The sequence below is a fragment of the Stenotrophomonas sp. STEN035 genome (assembly GCF_056759935.1).
The window spans coordinates 20,762-43,850 of record NZ_JBRRDY010000006.1 but is presented as its reverse complement, the minus strand read 5'-3'; the positions used below and the strand labels follow the sequence as shown (position 1 = coordinate 43,850).

At 63.8% G+C, this 23,089-nt stretch carries 22 protein-coding genes; 7 read left to right on the top strand and 15 right to left on the bottom strand.

Annotation, left to right across the window (positions count from 1 at the left end; translation table 11 throughout):
* Window positions 1-75: 75 nt before the first annotated feature.
* The 7 genes from ACVOLL_RS04620 to ACVOLL_RS04590 all read right to left on the bottom strand — a co-directional run bounded on the left by ACVOLL_RS04620 (window position 76) and on the right by ACVOLL_RS04590 (window position 9,229).
* Window positions 76-2,001, bottom strand: a complete 1,926-nt coding sequence (locus ACVOLL_RS04620) for a CocE/NonD family hydrolase (RefSeq protein WP_481511817.1) — start codon at window positions 1,999-2,001, stop codon at window positions 76-78.
* A 277-nt stretch (window positions 2,002-2,278) separates the two neighbouring features.
* Window positions 2,279-3,136: a hypothetical protein gene (locus ACVOLL_RS04615; RefSeq protein ID WP_481511816.1), complete on the bottom strand. Its 858-nt coding sequence runs from the start codon at window positions 3,134-3,136 to the stop codon at window positions 2,279-2,281.
* Window positions 3,133-3,630, bottom strand: a complete 498-nt coding sequence (locus ACVOLL_RS04610; RefSeq protein WP_481511815.1) for a LeuD/DmdB family oxidoreductase small subunit — start codon at window positions 3,628-3,630, stop codon at window positions 3,133-3,135. The genes ACVOLL_RS04615 and ACVOLL_RS04610 overlap by 4 nt, the downstream gene beginning before the upstream one ends.
* A complete protein-coding gene (locus ACVOLL_RS04605) occupies window positions 3,627-4,910 on the bottom strand; it encodes a 3-isopropylmalate dehydratase large subunit (protein ID WP_481511814.1) in 1,284 nt (427 codons plus the stop codon). The genes ACVOLL_RS04610 and ACVOLL_RS04605 overlap by 4 nt, the downstream gene beginning before the upstream one ends.
* The gene (locus ACVOLL_RS04600) at window positions 4,907-5,710 is read right to left on the bottom strand and encodes a GntR family transcriptional regulator (protein WP_481511813.1); all 804 of its coding nucleotides are present in this window, start codon (window positions 5,708-5,710) and stop codon (window positions 4,907-4,909) included. The genes ACVOLL_RS04605 and ACVOLL_RS04600 overlap by 4 nt, the downstream gene beginning before the upstream one ends.
* Window positions 5,711-5,987: 277 nt before the next feature.
* Complete coding sequence (locus ACVOLL_RS04595) at window positions 5,988-8,105, bottom strand: TonB-dependent receptor (protein ID WP_481511812.1); 2,118 nt, start codon at window positions 8,103-8,105, stop codon at window positions 5,988-5,990.
* 335 nt (window positions 8,106-8,440) lie between these two features.
* Window positions 8,441-9,229: a GntR family transcriptional regulator gene (locus tag ACVOLL_RS04590; protein WP_481511811.1), complete on the bottom strand. Its 789-nt coding sequence runs from the start codon at window positions 9,227-9,229 to the stop codon at window positions 8,441-8,443.
* Window positions 9,230-9,285: 56 nt separating this feature from the next.
* Between ACVOLL_RS04590 and ACVOLL_RS04585 the strand changes: the two genes are divergently transcribed.
* From ACVOLL_RS04585 to ACVOLL_RS04570, 4 genes are read left to right on the top strand one after another with little or no spacing between them, the layout of a single operon-like run.
* Window positions 9,286-10,065 (top strand): enoyl-CoA hydratase/isomerase family protein, encoded by a 780-nt coding sequence (locus tag ACVOLL_RS04585; protein ID WP_481511810.1) that lies wholly within the window; start codon window positions 9,286-9,288, stop codon window positions 10,063-10,065.
* Window positions 10,066-10,076: 11 nt separating this feature from the next.
* The gene (locus ACVOLL_RS04580) at window positions 10,077-10,409 is read left to right on the top strand and encodes a DUF1330 domain-containing protein (protein WP_481511809.1); all 333 of its coding nucleotides are present in this window, start codon (window positions 10,077-10,079) and stop codon (window positions 10,407-10,409) included.
* Complete coding sequence (locus ACVOLL_RS04575) at window positions 10,406-11,449, top strand: nitrilase-related carbon-nitrogen hydrolase (RefSeq protein WP_481511808.1); 1,044 nt, start codon at window positions 10,406-10,408, stop codon at window positions 11,447-11,449. The genes ACVOLL_RS04580 and ACVOLL_RS04575 overlap by 4 nt, the downstream gene beginning before the upstream one ends.
* Window positions 11,442-12,860, top strand: a complete 1,419-nt coding sequence (locus ACVOLL_RS04570) for an aldehyde dehydrogenase family protein (protein ID WP_481511807.1) — start codon at window positions 11,442-11,444, stop codon at window positions 12,858-12,860. The genes ACVOLL_RS04575 and ACVOLL_RS04570 overlap by 8 nt, the downstream gene beginning before the upstream one ends.
* 9 nt (window positions 12,861-12,869) lie before the next feature.
* On the opposite strand, the gene ACVOLL_RS04565 is transcribed toward ACVOLL_RS04570, so the two are convergent.
* A complete protein-coding gene (locus tag ACVOLL_RS04565; RefSeq protein ID WP_481511806.1) occupies window positions 12,870-13,106 on the bottom strand; it encodes a hypothetical protein in 237 nt (78 codons plus the stop codon).
* A gap of 385 nt (window positions 13,107-13,491) precedes the next feature.
* Between ACVOLL_RS04565 and ACVOLL_RS04560 the strand changes: the two genes are divergently transcribed.
* On the top strand, window positions 13,492-14,268 hold the full coding sequence (locus ACVOLL_RS04560; protein WP_481511805.1) for a glucose 1-dehydrogenase: 777 nt from the start codon (window positions 13,492-13,494) through the stop codon (window positions 14,266-14,268).
* Window positions 14,269-14,276: 8 nt separating this feature from the next.
* Here ACVOLL_RS04560 and ACVOLL_RS04555 read toward each other — a convergent pair whose 3' ends face one another.
* The 7 genes from ACVOLL_RS04555 to ACVOLL_RS04525 form a co-directional block, all read right to left on the bottom strand.
* Window positions 14,277-14,672, bottom strand: a complete 396-nt coding sequence (locus ACVOLL_RS04555; RefSeq protein WP_481511804.1) for a c-type cytochrome — start codon at window positions 14,670-14,672, stop codon at window positions 14,277-14,279.
* Between the two features lie 521 nt (window positions 14,673-15,193).
* Window positions 15,194-16,078: a methylisocitrate lyase gene (gene prpB, locus ACVOLL_RS04550; RefSeq protein ID WP_481511803.1), complete on the bottom strand. Its 885-nt coding sequence runs from the start codon at window positions 16,076-16,078 to the stop codon at window positions 15,194-15,196.
* 28 nt (window positions 16,079-16,106) lie between these two features.
* Window positions 16,107-17,786 carry an electron transfer flavoprotein-ubiquinone oxidoreductase gene (locus tag ACVOLL_RS04545; RefSeq protein WP_481511802.1) on the bottom strand — a complete coding sequence of 560 codons (1,680 nt, stop codon included), beginning with the start codon at window positions 17,784-17,786 and terminating at the stop codon, window positions 16,107-16,109.
* 63 nt (window positions 17,787-17,849) lie between these two features.
* Window positions 17,850-18,770: a polysaccharide deacetylase family protein gene (locus ACVOLL_RS04540; RefSeq protein ID WP_481511801.1), complete on the bottom strand. Its 921-nt coding sequence runs from the start codon at window positions 18,768-18,770 to the stop codon at window positions 17,850-17,852.
* A complete protein-coding gene (locus ACVOLL_RS04535) occupies window positions 18,767-19,702 on the bottom strand; it encodes a polysaccharide deacetylase family protein (RefSeq protein ID WP_481511800.1) in 936 nt (311 codons plus the stop codon). The genes ACVOLL_RS04540 and ACVOLL_RS04535 overlap by 4 nt, the downstream gene beginning before the upstream one ends.
* A complete protein-coding gene (locus ACVOLL_RS04530; protein WP_481511799.1) occupies window positions 19,699-20,373 on the bottom strand; it encodes an isochorismatase family protein in 675 nt (224 codons plus the stop codon). The genes ACVOLL_RS04535 and ACVOLL_RS04530 overlap by 4 nt, the downstream gene beginning before the upstream one ends.
* A gap of 27 nt (window positions 20,374-20,400) precedes the next feature.
* Window positions 20,401-21,633 (bottom strand): MFS transporter, encoded by a 1,233-nt coding sequence (locus ACVOLL_RS04525; RefSeq protein WP_481511798.1) that lies wholly within the window; start codon window positions 21,631-21,633, stop codon window positions 20,401-20,403.
* 141 nt (window positions 21,634-21,774) lie between these two features.
* On the opposite strand from ACVOLL_RS04525, the gene ACVOLL_RS04520 reads away from it, so the two are divergent.
* Both ACVOLL_RS04520 and ACVOLL_RS04515 read left to right on the top strand, forming a co-directional pair.
* Window positions 21,775-22,083, top strand: a complete 309-nt coding sequence (locus ACVOLL_RS04520) for a hypothetical protein (protein WP_296246630.1) — start codon at window positions 21,775-21,777, stop codon at window positions 22,081-22,083.
* Between the two features lie 20 nt (window positions 22,084-22,103).
* On the top strand, window positions 22,104-22,946 hold the full coding sequence (locus ACVOLL_RS04515; RefSeq protein WP_481511797.1) for an SDR family NAD(P)-dependent oxidoreductase: 843 nt from the start codon (window positions 22,104-22,106) through the stop codon (window positions 22,944-22,946).
* The last annotated feature ends 143 nt before the right edge of the window (window positions 22,947-23,089 follow it).

Here is a 23,089-nt window from a genome sequence, read left to right as displayed (position 1 = left end):
GTGCCGTTTTTTTTGCTCCGTTCCGATGGCTGCAGCGTTGGCGCACAGAAGACGATGGTCGCCGCATGCGCGGTATTACTCAACGATGGGAAGACTGATGAAGCTGGGATGCTCGCTGCTGTTCCAGATACGCTGCGTGGTCTTGCGGTAGTCGCCGGGTTGGGCGAAGAAGATGTTGTCCACGTACTTCTGTGGGTTGCGGTCGTAGAGCGGGAACAGGCTGGACTGCACCTGCACCATCAAGCGGTGCCCGGGTTGCAGGGTCTGGTTCACGTTGGGCAGATCGAAGCTGTAGGTCTGCGGCGCATCTGGCGTGATCGCTTTCGGTTGGCTGAAACTCTCGCGATAGCGGCCGCGGAAGATGGTGACCGCCAATGGCAGCTGGTAGCCGGCCATTTTCGGGTTGTCGGGATATTGATCGGGATAGACGTCGATCAGCTTCACCACCCAGTCGCTGTCGCTGCCGGAAGTGGATGCACTGAGCTGCACCTGCGGAATGCCGGCCAGCTTCATCGGCTTGTCCAACACCGGGCCGGTATAGGTCAGCACGTCGGTGCGGCCATCAACGAAGCGCTGATCGCGCACCAGCCATGTCGTCCAGACATCACGGTCGCCCATGTTGACCGGGCGCGGCACGAAGGGAACAGGCTTGGCAGGATCGGAAACGTATTCCGCGTACTGCGCACCGGTGGTGGTGCTGCTGAAGGCCAGCTGCGCGTCGGCGTTGAGGTAGAGTCTGCGCGTGTTGGCGGTGCAGCCCTGTGTGCAGCTCTGCGGCCACCTGTCATAGGTTTCCCAACGATTGCTACCGGCGTTGTACACCCACACCGGCGGGGTGTTGGCGATTGGCGCGCCGTCCTTGAGGTATTGATCGAAGAACGGCTTGAGCACATCGCGCCGCCACTGCAGGGCGGTGTCACCATTGAAATCCAGTGCGCCGAGCGAGCTGCCGTTGTAATTGGCGCCACTGTGCCGCCACGGCCCGATCACCAGGAAGTTGCGCTTGTTGTCGTGGTCCTTGGGTTCCAGTGCAGCCCAGGCGGTGTGTGCGCCATAGATGTCTTCCTGGTCCCACAGGCCTTGTTCCCACATGGTGGGAACGCTGATCTCCGGCAGCCTGGCCAATAGCTTGTCCAGTGCCTGTTGCTGCCAGAAGGCGTCGTAGGCCGGGTGTTCGCTGACCTTGTGCCAGGCTGGTATCTGTTCCAGCCCCAGTGTCTTGGCGAAGGCGCCCACCGAGCCTGCCTGCAGGAAGCTGCTGTAGTCGTCGCCGGTCGGCATGGCTATTTTTGCGCCGGCACCGCGCGCGGTCATCTGCCCGCTGAAGTAGCCAAGGTTCACCTGCCGGTAGGCACCATGCTGGAACCAGTCATCGCCCATCCAGCCGTCGATCATCGGGCTTTCCGGCGCAGCCACTTTCAGTGCGGGGTGCGGATCAAGCAAGGCCATCACCACGGTGAAGCCTTCGTAGGAAGAACCGAGCATGCCGACCTTGCCGTTGGACTCGGGCAGGTGCTTCACCAGCCAGTCGATGCTGTCCCAGCCATCGGTGCTGTGGTCGATCTTGCCTGGGTTGAGTGGACCGCGTGGTGGCCGTGTCATCACGTAGTCGCCCTCCGAGCCGTACTTGCCACGCACATCCTGGAACACGCGGATATAGCCATCCTCGGCGAACACCGTGTCGCCCTGGGCGAGGGCATCGACCAGGCGCGTTGCACCCGGTGTGCGATCAACCCGGCCGGCCGCGTTGTAGGGCGTACGGGTGAACAGGATCGGTGCGTTGCGCGCTCCCTTGGGAATCATGATGACGGTGTAGAGCTTGACCCCGTCGCGCATCGGGATCATCACCTCGCGCTTGTCGAAGTCGCGGGCTGGCTGCGGGGCTATGAACTTCTTGCCGGTGATGTCCGGCGTCATCGGTGCGACCTGCGCGGTGGCAGGCGCTGCCATGCCCAGGCAGGTGATGGTGGCGATGGCTGCTGCCAGCGTCAGGGTCCGCATTGCGCCTACCTCGAGTGCGTGGGTAAACGCTGACGCTATGCCTGTGTAGTGCGGGTTACGCATGGCAAAGGTAATGGGGGCAATGCGAAAGGCACCCCTCCCCAACCCTCCCCTGCGCTACGCGCAAGGGAGGGGGCAGAAGCGGCGCTGCGTTGATCGGACAGCGCGCGGCAAACAGCTCCCTCCCTTGCGCGTAGCGCAGGGGAGGGTTGGGGAGGGGTGCTTTTGAGCTTTTTGCTTTTGTTCTTGCCAGCAGCCAGAAACAGCTCAGGGCCCATCACGCAGCAAGCAACTCCACATGTTCCCCGGCGGGCCCACGCAGGCTGCGTCGCTCACCAACGTCCTGAACTATCCAACCGGCCTCAGCCAGCACAGCAGCATCCACGGTCGGCAAGCGCAGCCCCAGGCTGTACTGGCCCACATGCCTGGTGTTTGCAGCCACCGGCAGATCGACTTGGTCTATCTCCACCATGCACTGCCCTGGCATCGGCACCACCGCCACCGGGTAGCGTCCGTCCAAGGCCTTGCCATAGGCACGATTTAGGACGGTGATCCTGGTATCGAAGGCCCAGCCCTTTGCGCCCAGCAACGCAGACCACGCACGTTGCGAGGCATCACGATCCGGCGTAGTCATCACCCCGATGAAGGTGTTCGCAACCGCAGCGTCGGTCATCGGCAGATCGAACGGCGGCACCGGCGCCTTGATCTGGGTGAGATAGAGCAGTTCACCGCAGGGGCCCAGTACCTGCGCGGCGCGGATGGCATCGCTCAGCTCCAGGTTGGCGGCCGGACCCAGGACCTTGAATGGTGGCTGCAAGCCCGCGGCCAACGTGTCGATATCGCCAACCAGCACTTCCAGCGACAACCAGCCGTGGCGGAACATGGGTTCGGCAACGACCGCACGCGGGTCTTCTATCACCCGCAGCACCGGCTCGCCCGCGCTGTTGGCCAGCCATGCCAGCGGCGCGCCGATCAGATCTTCCAGATCGAGGGCGGCGGCATCATCGGCTTGGAGTGTGCCGCGTTGCTGTAGCTGCAATGCCAACTGTGCGACATAAGCGTCGCAGACCTGCTGCAGGTCCGGCGCAATCAAGGTTGCATGGATGATGCCCTGCTTTAAATGCGGCGCGTTCATGTGCGCCGCTCCGTGGCCAGCTTGCGCTCCAGCCAGGGCATCAGCCCGCCGCCGGCAACGATCGTCATCAACTCGGTGGGGATCTTCTCGCAGTTGAATTCGCGACCGGTGCTGTGATTGATGATGCGTCCTTCCACTGGGCGTACTTCCAGTTCATCGCCGCGCGATGCTTCAAGCGTCGCACAAACCAGCGCGGGAACGCCGAGATTGAGGGCGTTGCGATAGAAGATACGGGCGAATGACTTGGCGATGATCGCGCCTACACCAAGTTCGGCCAGCGCCTGCACCGCTTGCTCACGCGAGGAACCAATACCGAAGGATTCACCACCGGCCACGATGTCGCCGCGGCGTACTTCGCTGGCGAAATCCGGGTCCACTGCTTCCAGGCAGTGGCTGGCGAGGACGCTCATTGGTTCGCGCATATAGGGGCCAGGCGCCAGCACATCGGTATCGATGCGGTCGCCGAACACGAAGGCGTTGCCACGGACGTTCAAACGGCTTCTCCCAACAACTCGCGCGGATCACAGATTTGGCCTTTCACTGCGGCGGCGGCAACGCTGTACGGCGAGCCCAGATAGACCTGTGCTTCGGCCGAGCCCATGCGGCCCTTGAAGTTGCGTGCGGTGGTGGACATGCAGACTTCACCGCTGCTGAGCATGCCCGCGCCCATGCCGGCGCAGGCGCCGCAGCCGGACGGCAGCAGGATGGCGCCGGCTTCGGTCAGTGTCGCCAAGGTGCCTTCGGCTGCCGCCTGTGCGGTCATCGCCACCGAGGCCGGCGCGATCAGCAGGCGCGTGCCCTTGGCGATCTTGCGGCCTTTCAATACTTCGGCAGCCATGCGCAGATCGGTGAGTTTGGCGCCGGTGCAGGCGCCAATGTATGCCTGGTCAATATGCACTTTGCCGTGTTCGCTGACCGGGCGGCTGTTGGCCGGGCTGTGCGGCGCGGCCACATGCGGCGCGATCTGCGTGGCGTCATAGCGATAGTGGTGCAGGTAGTTGGCACCGGCATCGCTGCGCCATTGTGCAAGATCGCCGTTGAAAGGTTTGCCCGCCTGTTCCAGCGCGGCCAAGGTGGTTGCGTCGGCTTCGACGATGCCAGTCTCAGCGCCGAGTTCGGCGGCCATGTTGCACAGCGTCAGGCGCTCATGCATCGGCATCGCCTGTACCGCGCTGCCACCGTATTCGAATACCTGGCCTTCATTGCCCATGCCATGTTGGCCACACAGCATCAGCATCACGTCCTTGGCACTGACGCCGGGGCCGAGCACGCCGTCCAACTGCACGCGGGTAGTCTGCGGAACCCGCAGCCACACTTCGCCGGTGACCAGTGCGCCGGTGATGTCGGTGGCGCCCATGCCGACCATGAAGGCACCAAACGCGCCGCCGCTGGGCGAGTGCGAATCACCGCCGACGCAGAACATGCCGGGCTGTACGTGGCCATGTTCCTGCAGCACCACATGGCAGATGCCGAGCATGTCGTAATGGGTGACGCCCTGCGCCTGCGCCCACTTGCGGGTGAGGGCGAGGATGTCGGCGCTTTCCATGTCCACCGCCGGTACGAAATGGTCGGAGACCACCACCACTTTGTTCGGGTCCCACACTTTGGCACCGAGCTTCTCCAACCGTGAGGCGACCCGTCGCGGACCGCCGGAGTCGTGCATCATCAGCAGGTCGAGTTTGGCAGTGAGGATTTCACCTGCCTGCACGGCCTCACGCCCGCAGGCACGGGCGAGAATTTTCTCCGCAAGCGTTGCACGCACAGTTGCACTCAAACAAATGTCTCCGGCTTGTTGGCTTCGTAGTCCAGGCGCATCTGGTAGCGCAGCTGGTCGGGGCGATATTGGATGTCCAGCAGATCCAGTAACTGCTGGTCGGGGCCGTAAGAGCGACGGGTCAGGTTCATCACCGCCTGGCCGGGCGACATCTGCAGGTGCATGGCGGTCATCGCACCTGCACGCAGCGCACTGACGGTCTGCTGGACCTGTACGAAGCGGATGCCACAACGGCGGAACAAGGCGATGCGCGAGCCATAGGCCAGTTGTTCGGCGTTGAACTCCGGATGTGTGGTGCGGGTCCAGCTGGCGTAGTAGCCGAAGGCCTGGCCGTGGCGCGAGCGCACCCGTACGCAATGCACCAGAGCTTCCTGCGCGCCGCTGCCGAATTGCTCGCGGATCGGCTCGGGCGGCACCACGCGTTCCCAGCCCAGCAGGCGTACCTGGGTGTTGCTGGCCAGGGTATCGAGGCTGTGGATCAACTCGCCCAGTGGCGTTTTCAGCGGCATCGGGATGCTGGAGCTGCGGCTGCTGCTGCTGCCACCGACCACGCGGGTGCCGCGGCCGCGCTGGCGTACCAGCAGGCCATCGTTGGCCAATAGCTGCAGCGCCTGGCGCACGGTGACCCGCGAGATGCGCAGGCGCCGGGCCAGCTCTTCCTCGCGGGGCAGCTGTTCGCCATCGCCGATCTCGCCACGCTCGATCAGCCCGCGCAGGAAGCCCTGCAGCTGGTGGTACAGCGGCGCATGCAGGTCACGGCGGAGGATGCCCTCCAGGGATTGGGTGGTGAACGGGTCCACGGTGGGCTGCCAGCAGGTCCGAAATAATCTTAATGATATATCTATATATCTAAAAGGGGCGTGGGTATAGACCTCAATGTGTTTTGGCTGGAATTCGCTTGGGTTGGGAGGGGGCTTTTCGTTGTCTGATGGATTGGCGGAAAGGCCCCTGCCGAGCATGGCTCGGCACTACCGCTTTAGCCCCTCTCCCGCTTGCGGGAGAGGGGTTGGGGTGAGGGCGGCTCTGGCCTTGGCGGGAAGACCCCTGCCGAGCATGGCTCGGCACTACCTTGAGTCCTCACCAGAACCGGTAGCTGAACTCCACGCCGTAGGTGCGTGGCACGTTCGGGTAGATCACGCCTACACCCAGCCCGGCAATATCAAAGCCGCCGGTGGAGGCGAATTCATTGCTCAGGTTCTTGCCCCACAGCGCCACCGACCACTGCGCATCACGCGGTTCGTAGGCGATGCGCGCGTTGTACTCATGCCCGGCCTTGCGCATGATCAGGCGCGAGGCATCCTGGTTCTGGAAGTAGTCGTCGGTGTAGCGCGCCTGCGCGCTGAACACCAGATCGGCATTGCCAAGCGGCTGCACGTAGCTGCTGCCGAAGGTCCATTGCAGCTTGGGTGCGTTCTTCAGCGGGTGGCCGCGGAAGTAGGCGGCGTTGATGGCCTTGTACTTCTGGTATTCCGAATCGATGGTGCCGAGCGTGGCGTTGAGCTTCAGCCCGCGCGTCAGTTGCGCCTCGGCTTCCAGCTCGATGCCCTGGATCAATGCGCCGGTGGCGTTGGTGACCACGAAGATGCCTTCCGGGTTCACTGCGGCCAATTGGATGCCGTCGTAGTCCAGCCGGTAGTAGTTGCCGTTCAAGCGCAGGCGGTTGTCCCACAGCGTCGACTTGATGCCGATTTCATAGGCGCGCAGGGTTTCAGCATCCACCTGTACCAGAGTTGCCGGGGTGCTGCCGCGGCCATTGAAACCGCCACTCTTGAAGCCTGTGGTGACGCTGGCGTAGCCCATCACGTTGTCGTTGAAGTTGTAGGACAGCAGCGCTTTCCAGTCGGGGCGGTTCCAGCTGTTGCGCATGTTCTTGCTGAAGTTGGGGTCGCCATTGGCCTTGACCGCGCGCACCGAGAAATCCTTGCTCTCATAGCTGTAGCGGCCGCCCAGGGTGAGGGTCAGCTTGTCGGTGAATTTGTAGTCACCCTGCGCGTAGATCGCATACGCCGAGGTGTCCTGGGCGATGTAGTTGGTGCCACCGCGCACGAAGATGTCGCTGCGGGTCGGCTGGTCGTTGTGCTCCTTGAACGCGAACACACCGGCGACCCAGCTGAAAGGACCGTCCACCTGCGAGGTGAACTGCGCTTCGTAACCCTTCTGGTTCTGGCGCTGGTCCTGTTCAAGGTGATAGCGGGTCTGCGCGGTGCCATCCACGTCCATGTAGAAGTGATGGTCCAGCGTGCGGTAGTGCGCGATGCTGCGCCAGGAGAACGCACCGAAGTCGGTTTCATTGGTCAGTGCCACGCCGAACTGATCGATGTCGTTCAAGCCCAGCGTGTCGGTTTCGGTCTTGTAGAAGCTGCCCAGCCGCGGCACCTGGTTGCCATTGGCATCCAGTGCCACCGGCGTGCCCCAGGCCGGGGTGGAGCGCTCGCGCAGGCGGTCGATGCTCAGCGTGGCGTAGGAGGCTTCGCCCCAGGTCGAGGCCAGCGACAAACGCCCGGCCAGCACGTCCTGGTCATTGACCATGCGGTTGTGGGTGATGTCCTTGAGGATGCCATCGCGCTGGCGGCTGAGTGCGGCGGCGGAGATGTCCAGCGTCTCGCCGATGCGGGTGGCGAAACTCACGCGTGCGTCGCGTCTACCGAGGTTGCCGATGCTGCCATCCAGCGCCAGCTTGCTTTCGCCGGTGGGCTTGCGCGAGATGTAGCGGATCGCGCCGCCGGTGGCGTTGCGGCCGTACAGCGTGCCCTGCGGACCGCGCAGCACTTCGATGCGCTCGACGTCGTACAGGTCGAACATCGCCCCGTTCTGGCGTGGGATGTAGACATCGTCGATGTACAGCGCCACCGCCGGGTCATTGGTGAACATCGACTCATCGGCACCGACGCCGCGCATGAAGATCTTGGCGCCGGAACTGGTGCCGGTGTTCTGCTCGATGATGATGTTGGGTGCGGCGAACTTGATGTCGTCCACGCGCTTGACCTGCATGCGGTCAAGTTCCGGTCCGCTGATCACGCTCATGCTCAGCGGCGTCTTCTGCATCTGCGCTTCGCGGCGTTGTGCGGTGACGCTGACCTGATCCAGCTGCACGGCCTGGTTGTCACTACCGGCCTGCTGCGCCAGCGCGGGGTTGCTGCCAAGGGCGGTCACGATCGCGACTGCCAGCGCACTGCGGTACAGAACTTCCTTCATTGCCTGCCTCATAGCGGGAGCGGGGATAGGTGGCGCAGGCGCACAGTTGTCAGTGGTGTGCCGGTGCGTCTGCTTTCCAGTCTTTCGCCATTTGTCCGGACAATCAATGTGGCTTTAGGGGTGCCTGCACAGCTCTGTCGTGCGCCGCAGCATGCGCATAAGCAATTGATCGAGATTGGAAAGTGACAGAAATTGCAGTCCTTCCGTGTTGCACTGCAAAGGCATATAGGTCTTAGCCTTATGTCTTTCCGGGCTGGCCGCGCAGCCTGCCAAACGCAGAACGCCGCCCGGTCAGGGCGGCGTTCTAGTAGCAGGGAACGGGTGGTGTTGTCGGCTTACAGCGGGGTGCCGTCGTCCACGTCCAGGGTCATCTGGTAGGTGAACTGATCGGGCCGGTACTGCACGTTGAGCAGGTCGACCAGATTGCCGTCGCCATCGTAGGAGCGGCGCTCCAACGACAACAGCGCGGTGCCGGGTTCCACTTTCAGGTGCAGGGCAGCGATGGCATCGGCGTTCACAGCCGACAGCACCTGTTCCACCTGCTTGATCTGGATGCCGGCGGCCTGGAACAGCTTCAAGCGCGAGCTGTTGGCCAGCCGTGCCTCGTTGAATTCGGGGTGATCGGTATTGGTCCAGCTGATGTAGTAGCCGAACGGGACATCGCCACGCAGACGCAGGCGGATCGCCTGCACCAGCACGTCGCGTGGGCCGGTATCGAACAGGGCGCGGATCGGCTCCGGCGGTACCCCGCGGCGGAACTGCAGCAACTGCACCTTGGTGTGTTCGGCCAGCACTTCCAGGCTTTCCAGCAGCCCGGTCAGCGGGCTGTGCATCGGCTTGGGCCGGGAGCGGTGGATGACATGGGTGCCCTTGCCGCGGCGGCGCTCGACCAGCCCTTCGGCGGCCAGTTCGTCCAGCGCCCGTTTGGCGGTGATGCGCGACACGCCAAAGCCGTCGGCCAGGTCGAACTCGGTGGGAATACGGGCGCCGCGCGGGATCTCGCCATTGAGGATGCGGTCGCGCAGCAGGCTGAACATCTGGTGGTAAAGCGGCGTCGGCAAGTCATTGCGCAACAGCTTGTGCGCGTTGGCACTCAACAATGTGGCCAGTGTGTCTTGGGACATCTCGCTTCACCCTCCTTTGGCTTAATGCTATAACGATAGAACAAATAGGATAGGCCATGGTCACTGAAGAAACCGTGATTTGCTGGAGCCGTGACGGCGCGCTCGCCCGCATCGGCATCCACCGACCCGACAAGCGCAACGCCCTGGCCACCCGCCACTGGGCGGCGATCGAGGCCGCACTGGACGAAATCGCCGCCAGTGATGCCCAGATCGTGGTGGTGTCGGGCGTGCCGGGGGCGTTCAGCGCCGGCGCCGATATCGACGAACTCGGCCAGCTGCTCACCGCTCCGGCCGCCTTTGCCGCCAACAACGCCCAGGTCCAACGCACCCAGCTCAAACTGCAACGCCTGCCGCAGACCACGCTGGCCGTCATCGACGGTGCCTGCGTGGGCGGCGGCCTTGGCCTGGCCTTGGCCTGCGACCTGCGCCTGGCCAGTGCCCGCAGCCGGTTCGCTATCACCCCAGCCAAGCTCGGTTTAGTTTACAGCGCCGATGACAGCCGTCGGCTGGTCAATACGGTTGGCATGGCCCGCACCCGCGAAATGCTGTTGACCGGGCGCATGCTCGACGCCGCCACCGCGTTGGATTGGGGTCTGGTCAACCAGTTGGCGGGTGAGGACGGCATCGAGGCGCTGGAGCAGGCGCAGGTCCAGCAGTTGCTGGCCACCTCCGGGCAGGCGCGGCGCGCGATCAAGACCGTGCTCGGCCACCTCGGTGGCGATGCCAGCATCGACGTGACGCAGGCCGACGCGGCCTTCAACGATGCCTTCAGCAGCAGCGATTTCGTCGAGGGCGCGGCCGCCTTCCTCGACAAGCGCGCGCCGCGTTTCGGCTGAGGTCGGTACGCATGCCCGCCTATCTGCTCATCGAAGCGCAGATCACCGATCCACAGGGCTTTGCCGCTTATGCCCGCGCAACCCCGGCAGTCGTCGCACGCCATGGTGGCCAGTATCTGGTGATGGGCGGCGACCAGCACAGCCTGGAAGGCGAGCACGCACCGGCGCGGACAGTGATCTCCTGCTGGCCGGACCGCGCTGCTGCGCTGGCGTTCTGGCACGGCCCCGACTACGCCGCGATCAAACCGCTGCGGGCCGGCACCGGCAGCTTCCGCGTGCTGCTCGCCGATGGCGTGCAAACGCAAGCCCTCAACGACACCGCAACCGAAGGTAAGGCTCCATGATCGACGCTTATCGCGCGCTGGCCCTGCAGACCACCTGCCGCGCCATCAATGCCTGCGCAACACCGGCCGCTGCCGCCGCAGCGGTGGCTGACAATATCGAACGGGTAGGCCGGCAGATCCGCGCTTCCAAGGCCTTCATCGGCGCCGACCTGAAGCTGGTGGTGCTGCCGGAATACTTCGCCACCAGCTATCCGCTGGGTGACACCATTCCCGACTGGGCGGCCAAGGGCTGTTTCTCCATGAATGGTGCCGAGTACGAACAGCTGGGCCGCATCGCCCAGGACAACGGCGTGTATCTGTGTTCCAACGCCTACGAGCGCGACCCGAACTTCCCGGAGCTCTATTTCCAGTCGTCGGTGATCCTGGATGACAGCGGCAACCAGATCCTGCGCTACCGGCGGCTGATCTCACTGTACGCGCCCAGCCCTCACGACGTCTGGGACAAGTACCTTGATGTGTACGGCATCGATGGCGTGTTTCCAGTTGCGCGCACGCCGCTCGGCCGCCTGTCCTGCATCGCATCGGAAGAAATCCTGTATCCGGAGATCGCGCGGGCGATGGGCCTGCGTGGTGCCGAGGTGTTCCTGCACTCCACCAGCGAAGTCGGCAGCCCGGAGCTGACCCCCAAGGACATTGCCAAGCGTGCCCGCGCGCTGGAAAACATGGCCTATGTCGTTTCGGCCAATACCGCGGGCATCAGCGGCGTGGATATTCCGCTGGGCAGTGCCGATGGCATGAGCAAGATCGTCGATGATCAGGGCAGGGTGTTGTCCGCCGCCGGTACCGGTGAGTCGATGGCCGCCTACGCTGATCTGGATATCGCCGGCCTGCGTCGCCGCCGCCTGCGTCCGGGCATGGGCAATTTCCTGTCGCGTCTGCCGCAGGCTGCGATCAATGCCGGCCTCGGCAGCACCGCCTTGAAGCCTAACGCCCTGCTGGATGGCGACAGCTTGAAGATTCCACAGCGTGCTGACTTCGCTGCGCGCCAGAAAGCCACCCTCGATGCACTGCTGAGCGCCGGAGTACTGGGCAATGACTGACGCAACCACGCTGCCGCTACGCAATCCGCGCACCGGCCTGTTCGATGGCGAACTGCCGATCACTTCTGCTGCCGAGGTTGCCGCGTTGGGCGCTGGCCTGCGCAAGGCACAGCTCGATTGGGCCGAGTGCGGCATCGAGCAGCGCTGCGTGCGTTTGAATGCCTTGGCTGATGCGCTGGTCGCGCGCCGTGACGGTTTCCTCGACGCCTTGCTGGCCGATACCGGCCGCTGGCACGAATCGCAGATCGAAGTGGATGGAACCGTCGGCGCGATCCGCCGCTGGGCGCAGCAGGCGGCAGGGTGTCTGGCGGAAAAGCCCGCCCAGCAGGAAGTCATTCCCTTCATCCACAGCCAGCAGACCTGGGTGCCGTTCGCGGTGGTGGGCGTCATCAGTCCGTGGAACTTCCCGCTGATGCTGACCCTGATTGATGCCGTGCCGGCGCTTGCCGCGGGCTGCAGCATTTTGGCCAAGCCCAGCGAAGTCACCTCACGCTTTGTGCCGCTGCTGCGTGAAGCCTTGGACGAAGCCGGTCTTGGCGAGGTGTTCAAGCTGGTCACCGGCGCTGGTGCTACTGGCCAGGCGGTGATCGAGGCCAGCGACCAGATCTGTTTCACCGGCTCGGTCGCCACCGGCCGCAAGGTCGGCGAGGCCTGTGCGCGCCGTTTCATTCCTGCTTCGCTGGAACTGGGTGGCAAGGACCCGGCGCTGGTGGTGTCCGACGCCAATATCGAACATGCCGCACGCGCCTTGGCCTGGGGCAGCTTCGTCAACGGTGGCCAGAGTTGCATGTCGATCGAGCGCGTCTATGTGGAAGCGCCAGTGGCCGATGTCTTCATCGCCGCACTGGTAAAGGAAGCCTCTGCGTTGCAGCTGGCGTGGCCGGACCCGAAGCAGGGTCAGATCGGCCCGGTGATCGCCGCCTCGCAGGTTGAGCTGGTGCGCAGCCAATTGGCCGATGCCAAGGCCAAGGGCGCCCGCGCCTTGACCGGTGGCGAGCTGATCGACCATGGCGGGATCTGGTGCCCGCCAACGGTGCTGGTCGATGTCACCGACGAGATGGCCGTGGTCGCCGATGAAAGCTTCGCCAGTGTCCTGCCGGTGATGGTGGTGGCCGATGAAGCCGAAGCCATCGCCCGTGCCAACGCCACCGAGTTCGGTTTGTCGGCAGCGGTGTTCACGCAAAGTCCGGAACGCGCGCAGAGGGTAGCGCGTCAGTTGCAGGCCGGTGGCATTTCCATCAACGACGCCTGCTTGACCGGCATGGTGCAGACCGCCGAGAAGCAGAGTTTCAAGCTCTCCGGCATGGGCGGCTCACGCATGGGCACCGCATCGATCCGCCGCTTCGTGCGTGCACGCGCGCTGTTGATCAATACCGGCACCGCATCGCCATGGTGGTTCCCGCCGGCCTGAAGCGCTGACTCAACACACCAGCGCGAACTGGCTGAGGAAAATACCGAAGCCCAACATCCACATCGCCAGCATCGCCGGAATGCTGGCGATGCGCAGTAGCCAGCGTGGCTGCGGGCGTGCGCTTCGCGTAGCGCGGAAGATCAGTACCAACAGCACTACGCCGGCAACAACGAACAGCGCGAAGATCGACCAGCCCAGTAGCCAGAATGCGGTGGATTTGCTCGACTCCTGCGGACACTGGGCCATGGCCGAGGCCAATGACGGTAAGGCACAGAGCAGTGCAGTGGTTAAGGCGGTAAATTTTCTGCGGCTTGCTGATCGCATTGGACGACGCATCCCCTTGTACAGTCTCCAGAGCACATCCTGCCACGTGATGCGTTTGTGTGCAGTCAACGGACCGGGCGTGCGGGGACGGTGACGTGGGCGGGATCTCGTCCTGCCCTGGTTTTCATGCAGGAAGTTCGAACAGGGATCTTGGTGGTCCCGCTGGGAGTTGCCGCTGCATGGATGTGATCGAGGTGCTTTTAACCTGGGGTTTCGTTCGTCCATCGCATACTGACTATGCGGGTCGCCGCGCCTGGTCCGCCTGTTGCATCAAATCCGGCGCGTGAATCCAACAGGAGTGATGCTCATGAATCACAATTCGCAGTTTGACCTCAATGGCAAAGTGGCCATCGTCACCGGTGGCGGCAACGGCATCGGCCGCGCCAGTTCGCTGATGTTGGCGGCCTATGGCGCTGCCGTCGCCATTGCCGACCTGAAGCTGGCGGCGGCTGAAAAAGTTGCCGCGGAGATCGTGGCGGCCGGCGGCAAGGCCTTGGCCTTGGAGTGCAACGTGCTCAAGGATGAGGATCTGGTTCGCACGGTCGAGCGCACCGCGAGCGAGCTTGGTGGCATCCACATCCTGGTGAATAACGCCGGTGGCGGTGGTGCCGGCCGCGAGAGCCCGTTCGAGATCACCCTGCAGCAGTTCGAGCGGCCGTTCCAGATCAATGTATTCAGTGCGTGGCGGCTGTCGCAGTTGTGCGCGCCGCACATGAAGAAAGCCGGCTACGGCTCGATCATCAACATGTCGTCGATGAGCTCGATCAACAAGAGCCCGGCGATCAGTGCCTACGCCGCGTCCAAGGCGGCGATCAATCATATGACCGCGAATCTGGCGCATGACTATGGTCCAGCGGGGATCCGGGTCAATGCGGTGGGGCCGGGTGCGGTACGCACCGATGCCTTGGCGACGGTGCTGACGCCGGAGATCGAGGAGCGGATGCTGTCGCATACGCCGATCAAGCGACTTGGCGAGGCCGATGATATTGCTGGTGCAGTGCTGTACTTCGCTGCACCGATCTCCAACTGGGTCAGCGGCCAGACCTTGTTCGTCAATGGTGGCGGTGTGCAGACGCTGGATTGATGCGTTGCCTATTCGGGTAGCGTGGACAGGAACTCGATCACGGCCTGGCGGCGCGCCGGGTCGGCGGTTGCGTTGGCCATTTTGCTGCCTGGCACCTGTTTGGTTGGCGACTTGATGAAGGCGTCCAGCGTCTGCGCATCCCAGGTGATGCCGCTGGCCTTCATTGCTTCGGAGTAGTTGTAACCCGGTGCGGTGCCGGCCTTGCGGCCGATCACGCCATGCAGATTGGGACCGACGCGGTGGCCGAGCTCGGCGCGGGTGTCGTGGCAACCAGCACAGATGGCGAAAGCGCGCTCTAGTTCACGCTGATGCGGATCAGTGCTGGCGCTGTGGTTGAAGGCATCGCGCTGGCCGCAGGCGCTGAGCGTCAGGCAGGTAAGCGCGATTAGTGGCAGGCGGGGCATTGCTTTCTCATTGCGGCAGCGGCCGTGGTTGTACGGCGCTGGCAATGATGGCCGGTGCTGGGAGGGGAAAGCAAAGCTTGGAGCAACGACCAAAGCAAAGGCCCCCCTCATCCGCCCGTTGGGCACCTTCTCCCGCTTGCGGGAGAAGGGAGACTTCATGCTCTTTGGGGTCTGTCGGCATAAAGCCAGAAGCAAAAGCCAGAAGCAAAAGCTAGAAGCAAAAGCTAGAAGCAAAAGCATGCTCATCCGGCCGCTAGGTTGTTCTCCGAATCACGGGCGTAGCTATGTCTTGGTGCATTGCTTGAGCAGCGCTTCTCCGGCTCTTGACGTACTTCGCGGAGTGCGTCGAAGCCGACACTGCCAGGCTATGCACAAGACAGCGGAGTAGTCCCCTCTCCCGTTTACGGGAGAGGGGTAGGGGTGAGGGCAGCTTTTGAGCTTTTAGAATTTCAAGCTTCCAAGCATCTAGGCCTTCAAGCTCCTAGCTTCAAAGCCTTCAAAGCCTTCAAAGCCCCAAGGCTTCACTTCTTCCCAGCAAAGGTCCTATCCAGACTCTGCTCGAACGTGTGATACCCGATCCGCTCGTACAACTCCTCACGGGTCTGCATGGTGTCCACCACATTGCGCTGGTGGCCATCACGACGGATCGCGGTGTACACGTTCTCCGCTGCCTTGTTCATCGCGCGGAATGCCGACAGCGGGTAGATGCACATCGCCACACCTACCGAACCCAGCTCTTCGGTCGAGAACAGCGGTGTCTGCCCGAACTCGGTAAGGTTGGCCAGCACCGGCACCTTCACCGCGTCGACAAAGCGCTTATAGGTCTCAAGGTCATACGAGGCTTCGGCGAAGATGCCGTCGGCACCGGCCTCCACGCAGGCCAGCGAACGCTCGATCGCTGCTTCCACACCTTCCATCTGGATCGCATCGGTACGCGCGATCAAAAAGAAATTCGCATCGGTCTTGGCATCGGCGGCGGCCTTGACCCGGTCCACCATCTCGCCCAGCGACACGATTTCCTTGTTCGGGCGATGGCCGCAGCGCTTGGCACCAACCTGGTCTTCGATATGGCAGGCCGCCGCACCGGCCTTGATCAGCGACTTCACCGTGCGCGCGATGTTGAACGCGCTCGGGCCGAAGCCGGTGTCGATGTCCGACAGCAGCGGCAGGTCGCAGACGTCGGTGATGCGGCGGATGTCGGTGAGCACGTCGTCCATGGTGTTGATGCCCAGGTCCGGCAGGCCCAGCGAGCCGGCGGCGACGCCGCCACCGGACAGGTAGACCGCACGGAAGCCCGCCCGCTTGGCCAGCAACGCATGGTTGGCGTTGATCGCACCGGGGATCTGCAACGGGCTTTCCTGCTGGAGCGCCGCGCGGAAGCGGGCGCCTGGACTGACAATGCTCATCAAAACTCCTGTGGGTTGATGGCGATGCTTACATCGCCGGATAGTTCGGACCGCCGCCACCCTGCGGGGTTACCCACACGATGTTCTGGGTCGGGTCCTTGATGTCGCAGGTCTTGCAGTGCACGCAGTTCTGCGCGTTGATCTGCAGGCGGGTATCGCTGCCTTCGCCGACGAACTCGTAGACGCCAGCCGGGCAGTAACGTGCTTCCGGGCCGCCATAGGTGGCCAGGTTGACCTTCACCGGCACGCTGGCGTCCTTCAAGGTCAGATGGCTGGGCTGGTCTTCCTCGTGGTTGGTCGAGGACAGGAACACCGAGCTCAGGCGATCAAACGTCAGCACGTTGTCGGGCTTGGGATAGTTGATCTTCGGCTGGCTGGCGGCCGGCTCCAGGCACTCGTGGTCGGCCTTGGTGCGGTGGATGGTCCACGGCGCGTTGCGGATGCCCAGCTTGGGCAGCAGCCACTGCTCGATGCCGGTCATCAGCGTGGCCAGGGTGCGGCCCTTCTTGAACCACTGTTTGAAGTTCTTGGCCTGCATCAGCTCGGCCTTCAGCCAGCTGTTCTCGAAGGCTTCCGGATAGGCGCTCAGCTCATCGCGCGAGCGGCCGGCGACCAGCGCATCGAACGCGGCCTCGGCGGCCAGCATGCCGGTCTTGATCGCGGCGTGGCTGCCCTTGATGCGGCTGACGTTGAGGTAGCCGGCTTCGCAGCCGACCAGCGCGCCACCCGGGAACACGGTCTTGGGCAGCGACAGGATGCCGCCGGCGGTGATCGCACGTGCGCCGTAGGCGATGCGCTTGCCGCCTTCCAGGTGCTTGCGGATCGCCGGGTGGGTCTTGAAGCGCTGGAACTCCTCGAACGGGCTCAGCCATGGGTTCTTGTAGTCCAGGCCGACCACATAGCCGATCGAGACCTTGCCGCCTTCGGCGTGGTACAGGAAGGCACCGCCGTAGGTGTCGTTGTCCAGCGGCCAGCCGGCGGCGTGCACCACCAGGCCCGGCTCGTGCTTGGCCGGATCGATCTGCCACAGTTCCTTGATGCCCAGCCCATAGGCCTGCGGGTCCTTGCCTGCGTCGAGCTTGTACTTGCTGATCAGCTGGCGGCCCAGATGGCCACGCGAGCCTTCGGCGAAGATCGTGTACTTGGCGTGCAGCTCCATGCCGCGCTCGTAGTTCGGGCCCGGCGTGCCGTCTTTGTGGATGCCCATGTCGCCGGTGGCCACGCCCATTACCGCGCCGTTCTCGTCGTACAGCACTTCGGCGGCGGCAAAGCCCGGGAAGATCGACACTTCCAGCGCCTCGGCCTGCTGCGCCAGCCAGCGGCTGACCTCGCCCAGGCTGATGATGTAGCTGCCGTCGTTGTGGAAGCATTCCGGCAGCAGGGCATGCGGCGTGCTCTTGGCACCGGTTTCGTTCAAGAACAGGAATTCGTCGCGGGTGACGGCCTGTCGCAGCGGCGCACCGCGTTCCTTCCAATCCGGGAACAGCTCGTTGAGCGCGCGCGGGTCCATCACCGCGCCGGACAGGATGTGCGCGCCGGGCTCGGAGCCTTTCTCCAATACGCACACCGACAATTCCTGGCCCTTCTCCACCGCCAGCTGGCGCAGGCGGATGGCGGTGGCCAGACCGGCAGGGCCGGCGCCGACGATGACGACGTCAAATTCCATCGCTTCGCGCGGCGGCAGGGCGGTGTTGGCTTCAGTGTTCATGCAAGGGCTCTTGGGTAAAGGCCGGCGCGGGTTGAGCGACGACGGTTGCCTGGAACCGCCGCCTCAACGTGAGGCGGCGATGATCTGCGAAGGCGCAGCGTTCCAGATCAGCCCTGCGTTGTCTGCCAGATGGGCGAACACGCGTTCCAGGTGCTTGATGCGGTGCGGCTGGCCCATCACCCACGGATGGATGTTGAGCGCGAGCAGGCGACCCTGTCCGCTGCGCTGCGCTTCCTCCAGCAGGAAATCGCAGGCATCGACCATCTGGTCCGCATACTCGGCCTCGGCATGCAGATTTTCGCCGACGATGAAGCGATCTTCCAATTCCAGTGACAACGGCAGTGCGGTGAGGGGGCCGTTGGCGGTCTGGAAGGGGTAGGGCAGCTCGTCGTTGATCCAGTCACCAAACCACTGCAAACCGGCCTGTTGCAGCAGTTCCGGGGTGTTTTCGGACTGCGATCTGGCCGGTGACAACCAGCCCTGGATGGGGCCGTCCGAATACGGGGCCAGCGCAGCCAAACTGCGCTGGATGTATTCAGCTTCGCGCGCCGGGTCCAGCCCGCCGTAGTGCACGCTGTCCATGTTCCAGCCGTGCGCGACCAGCTCGGCGCTGTGCGCCTTGAGCCGACGCAGCAGGGCGGGGTAGTGCTCGGCCAGTTCGCCGTTGACCGCGGTGCTGGCGCGCAGACCGTACTTTTCCAGCGCATCCAGTACGCGGAACACGCCGACGCGGTTTCCGTAGTCGCGCAAGGTGTAGTGGCGCAGGTCCGGGTAGGGCATGACCATCGCGCCGTGCGGCTTGAAGCCCTCGCCCTTGGGGTTGAGCGGGAAGTGCTCCAGGCTCAGGTTGATCCACAGCGCCAGCGGCTTGTCGTCGGGCCAGCGCACGGGCGGGCGCTCGGCCAGCATCGACCAGCTGTAGCGCGCATGGTCCATGCCATGGCGCAGCTGCGGGTACTCCAGGAAGCTGCGATCCAGGCTCATGCCGCGTCCTCCGCATTGATCGCCGCCATCGAGGCCAGCGCATCGTCGTAGTGGTTATCCAGATAATGCTGGGCGATCTCGCGGCCGGTGGCCTTCCACACCTTGTCGTGGCTGCAGATGTAGTCCATCGCGTCCTGGAAAGCGGCCAAGCGGTGCGGGTGGCTGACCTGGTAGGCATGCAGCGGCACGCACATCACCGTGCCGGAGTCTTCGCCTTCGGCGTACAGGCGGTCAAACGCGTCCTTGATCATCTGCCCGTAGCGGCGCGGCTCGATCTTGTTGGTGACGTAGACGATGGTGTCGTTGAGCTCCAGCGAATACGGCACCGACACGAAGCGCTTGCCCGAGCGGGTCTTGACCGGCGTTGGCTGGTCATCGTGGAACAGGTCGCAGGTGTACAGGCCGCCGGCCTCGGCGAACAGGTCGATGGTGGCGTCCGAATGCGACAGTGCCGGTGCCAGGTAGCCATCGCAATGCTGGCCGGTGTGTTCGGCGATCAGCGCCATCGAGTGCGCGATCATCTCCCGCTCCTGCGCCTCGTCCATGCCGTAGGTGTAGCGGGTGTTGTAGATGCCGTGGCTGAAGAATTCCCAGTTGCGCTCAGCCGCCATCTGGATCACTTCCGGGTGGTGCTTGAGCATGGCCGTGGACAGAGACACCGAGCCGCGCAGGCCGTACTGGTCCATCACCCGCATCATCCGTTGGTGGCCTACGCGGTTGCCGTAGTCACGCGTGCCATAACCCTGGATGTCGGGCAGCGGCCGTGGCCACGGCTTGCGCTGCGGGTTGGCTGGCGGCGCGTACTCGTAGAACTCGATGTTGGGCGCGATCCACAGCGCCACGCGGGCGCCGCCCGGCCATTCGATCTTCGGCCGGCTGTCGTAGGGCCAGTAATCGAACAGGCCCGGATCGGACTTGGTCTTGGCGTTCATGCGCGCAAGGCCTGCAGTTGTGCGGCCACGTGCTCGGCCGATTCCACGTCGCCGTACTTGAGCATGATGTCGCTGAGGTTGGCGAAGTGCGGGATCTCGTGTTTGTCGGCCACGCACTCTTCCGGAACGATGCTGCGGTAGCCGCGCGACAGGCTGTCGATCACGCAGGCGCGGATGCAGCCCGAGGTCGAACCGCCGGTGATGATCAGGGTGTCGATCTTGTGGAAGGTCAGCAGCGACCACAGGTTGGTTTCGAAGAACGGGCTGGCCATGCGCTTGTGCATGACGATGTCGCCCGGCTGCACATCGGCACGCGGGTCGAACTGCGCGCGCTCGGAGCCGTGCTTGATGTTCTGCAACGAGTCCGGCGTGTTGGTGCGGGTGCCCCAGGTGCCGGCGTCCTCGCCCGATTCCAGGTAAGCCACATAGGTCCACACCACCGGCAGGCCGAGCGCGCGCACCTGTGCCGACAGCGCATTGATGTGCTCGATCTGGCGCGGGTCGGTTTCATACGCGGTCTTGAACGCGTCCAGGTCGGTATAGGCGCGCTGCACATCGATGTTGACGATGGCCGGGCGCGCGCCGAAGCCGAACTTGGCGCGGTTGGGGTTGGCCTTGACCTGCTCCCAGTACTGGCGGGCGGTGAGGTTGGACGTTTCCATCACGGGCATGGGGTCTCTCCGGTGCAGCAGTGGGGATCAGGCGGCCGAGGCACGCGCGCGTTCGTCGCGCACCAGCGTCGCCGCCAACAAGGCCAAAACGATCAGCGCGCAGATCAGGCTGAAAGCGATGTGGTAGCTCTTGGTGATATCGAAGATCTTGGCGGTCACCCAGATGCCGAGACCGGCGGTGGTCGCATCGAGCAGGGTGATGGTGCCGAGGATCTTGCCGGCCGAGCCCAGGCCGAAGGCGTTGACCGCGAGCAGCTGGATCATCGTGTACAGGCCGCCCCAGCCCAGACCGAACAGGGCCAGCGAATACCAGATCAGATCGGCGCGCATGGTCGCCAGGATCAATGCGCCTGCGGCCATGATGCTGAGGTTGAGCAGGAACACGCGCTTGGCCGGCAATACGTCGGCGAGGAAGCCGAACACGAACTTGCCGACCATCGCCAGGCCGAACATCAGGCCCAGGCCATTGCCGGCTGTGGCCGGTTCAAAGCCCAGGTCGCGCATGTGCAGGAACAGGTTGGAAGCCACCGCCATGATCGAGAAGAACGTCGTCATCGCCACGAACGCCAGCACCCAGAAGGTGCGGGTACGCATTGCCTGTTGGTAGCTCAGGTCCGGCAGCGAGGCGGCGGCTGGCTTGCCTGCTGCTGCCTTGGCGGCCAGGGTGTCAGCCCCCCACGGTTGGATGCCGCCCGGGCGCGGGCTGCGCACGAACAGGAAGGCGATGACCAGGAAGGCCAGCGGAATCGCGGCTTCCCACAGCAGCGCAGCGCGCCAGTCCATGCTCTGCATCAAGTGCACGCCGAGTTTGGGGAACACCATGCCGCCGAGGCTGGTGCCGACCAGGGCAATACCGATTGCGGTGCCGCGATGGGTGGCAAACCACTGCGAGACGAAGATTACCGCCACATTGAGACCAGCAGCGACCAGCACCGCGGCAAAGCCGACGTGGATCCAGTACAGGTGGGCCAGCGTATGGATGTGCGCATAGGCCGCGTACAGCGCCGCCAACAAGGCGATACCTGCCAGTACCAGTTTGCGCGGACCGACCTTGTCGATCAGCGCGCCGAGGAACGGTGCCATCCAGCCGGCCAGCACCAAGGTGATCAGGTCGCGCAGCTTGAGCTCGCTGCGGGTCCAGCCGAAGTCCTTGAGCAGGGATTCGTCAAAGGCGGTCAGACCGGTCACGGTCAAGCCGTTGGAGACCAGCAACACCAACATTCCCACTACCGCCATCAACCACGGGTAATAACGCTTCATCAAAGCACCTCAATCGTTTGGGTTACGGCAGGTAGATACGCCGGTGGGGGTTTTCCGTCGCCGGCGTTGACCGGGGACGAATGGCATGCCTACACTTTGTCCGGACAAAGTGTGCCACAGTCTTTTACCCGGGAGGAAGCCATGCAAACCGTGATCGTCCTGTTCAACCTCAAAGCCGGCGTCAGCCGTGAGGAATATGAGGCCTGGGCGCGTGCCAGCGACCTGCCGGTGGTCAATGCGCTGCCGTCGGTGGAGAAGTTCGAGGTACTCAAGGCCAGCGGTCTGTTGATTGGTGAAGGCAGCTCCCCGTACGACTACATCGAGCTGATGCGCATCCCGGACATGGCCGCCTTCGGCGCCGACCTCGCCGACCCGACCGTGCAGGCCGGTGCAGCGCAGTTCCAGCAATACGCTGACAATCCGTTGTTCATCCTCACCAGCGCGCTGTAAGCGCACAAGGAACATTGGTCATGGCTCGTTTCCCCGAATTGCAGGGCAAAGTCGCACTTATCACCGGCGCTGGTCGCCGCGCCGGCCTGGGCGAGGGCATTGCCCGCCGCTTGCTGCAGGAAGGCTGCAAGGTGGTGCTGACCGACATCGGCCAGGTGCGTGGCGCCGAGATGCCGGTCACTGCGGTGGGTACCGACGAGGAACTGGCGCAGGTTGCCGCCGAATTGGCTGCCAGTACCGGCGGCGAGTGCGTGGCGATGGCCCTGGATGTGCTGGAAGAGGCGCAGGTGGAGGCGGTGGTCAAGGCCACGGTCGAACGCTTCGGCCGCCTCGACATCCTGGTCAACAACGCCGGCATCGGTTACCTGATGAAGTCGCTGGTCGACATCGATGCCAAGGAATGGGACGCGGTGCTGGGTGTGAACCTGCGCGGCGCCTTCCTGACCATCAAGCATGCCGGCCGGCAGATGATCGCCCAGGGCGGTGGCCGCATCGTCAACATCGCCTCGCAGGCGGCCAAGTCGGCCTTCCCGCATGCGGCGGCTTATTGCTCGTCGAAGCATGGTCTGGTGGGGTTGACCCGCGTCGCGGCGGTCGAGTTGGGTGCGCATGGGATCAACGTCAATGCAGTGTGCCCGAACCATGTGACTACGGGTCTGGGCGCATGGCAGAACGAATACTTCGCTGAAAAGCAGGGCAAGAGCGTGGAGCAGTACCTGGCGGACATGCGTGCGCGCATTCCGGTTGGTCGCCCTGGTTTGCCTTCGGATACTGCGGCGGCTACGGCGTTTTTGTGCTCTGACGATGCGGTGTACATCACTGGTGAGGCGATCAATGTTTCCGGTGGTGAGGAGAACCATTGAGGTAAAGGCGTTCTCGGCCATCCAGAAAATCGTCATCCCCGAGCAGCCTTCAGATCGTCATTCCCGCGAAGGCGGGAATCGCTCTGGCCTTTGACTTTCGCGTCAAAGGCGAAAGGGCAAAGGCGAAGAGCGAAGAGCGATTC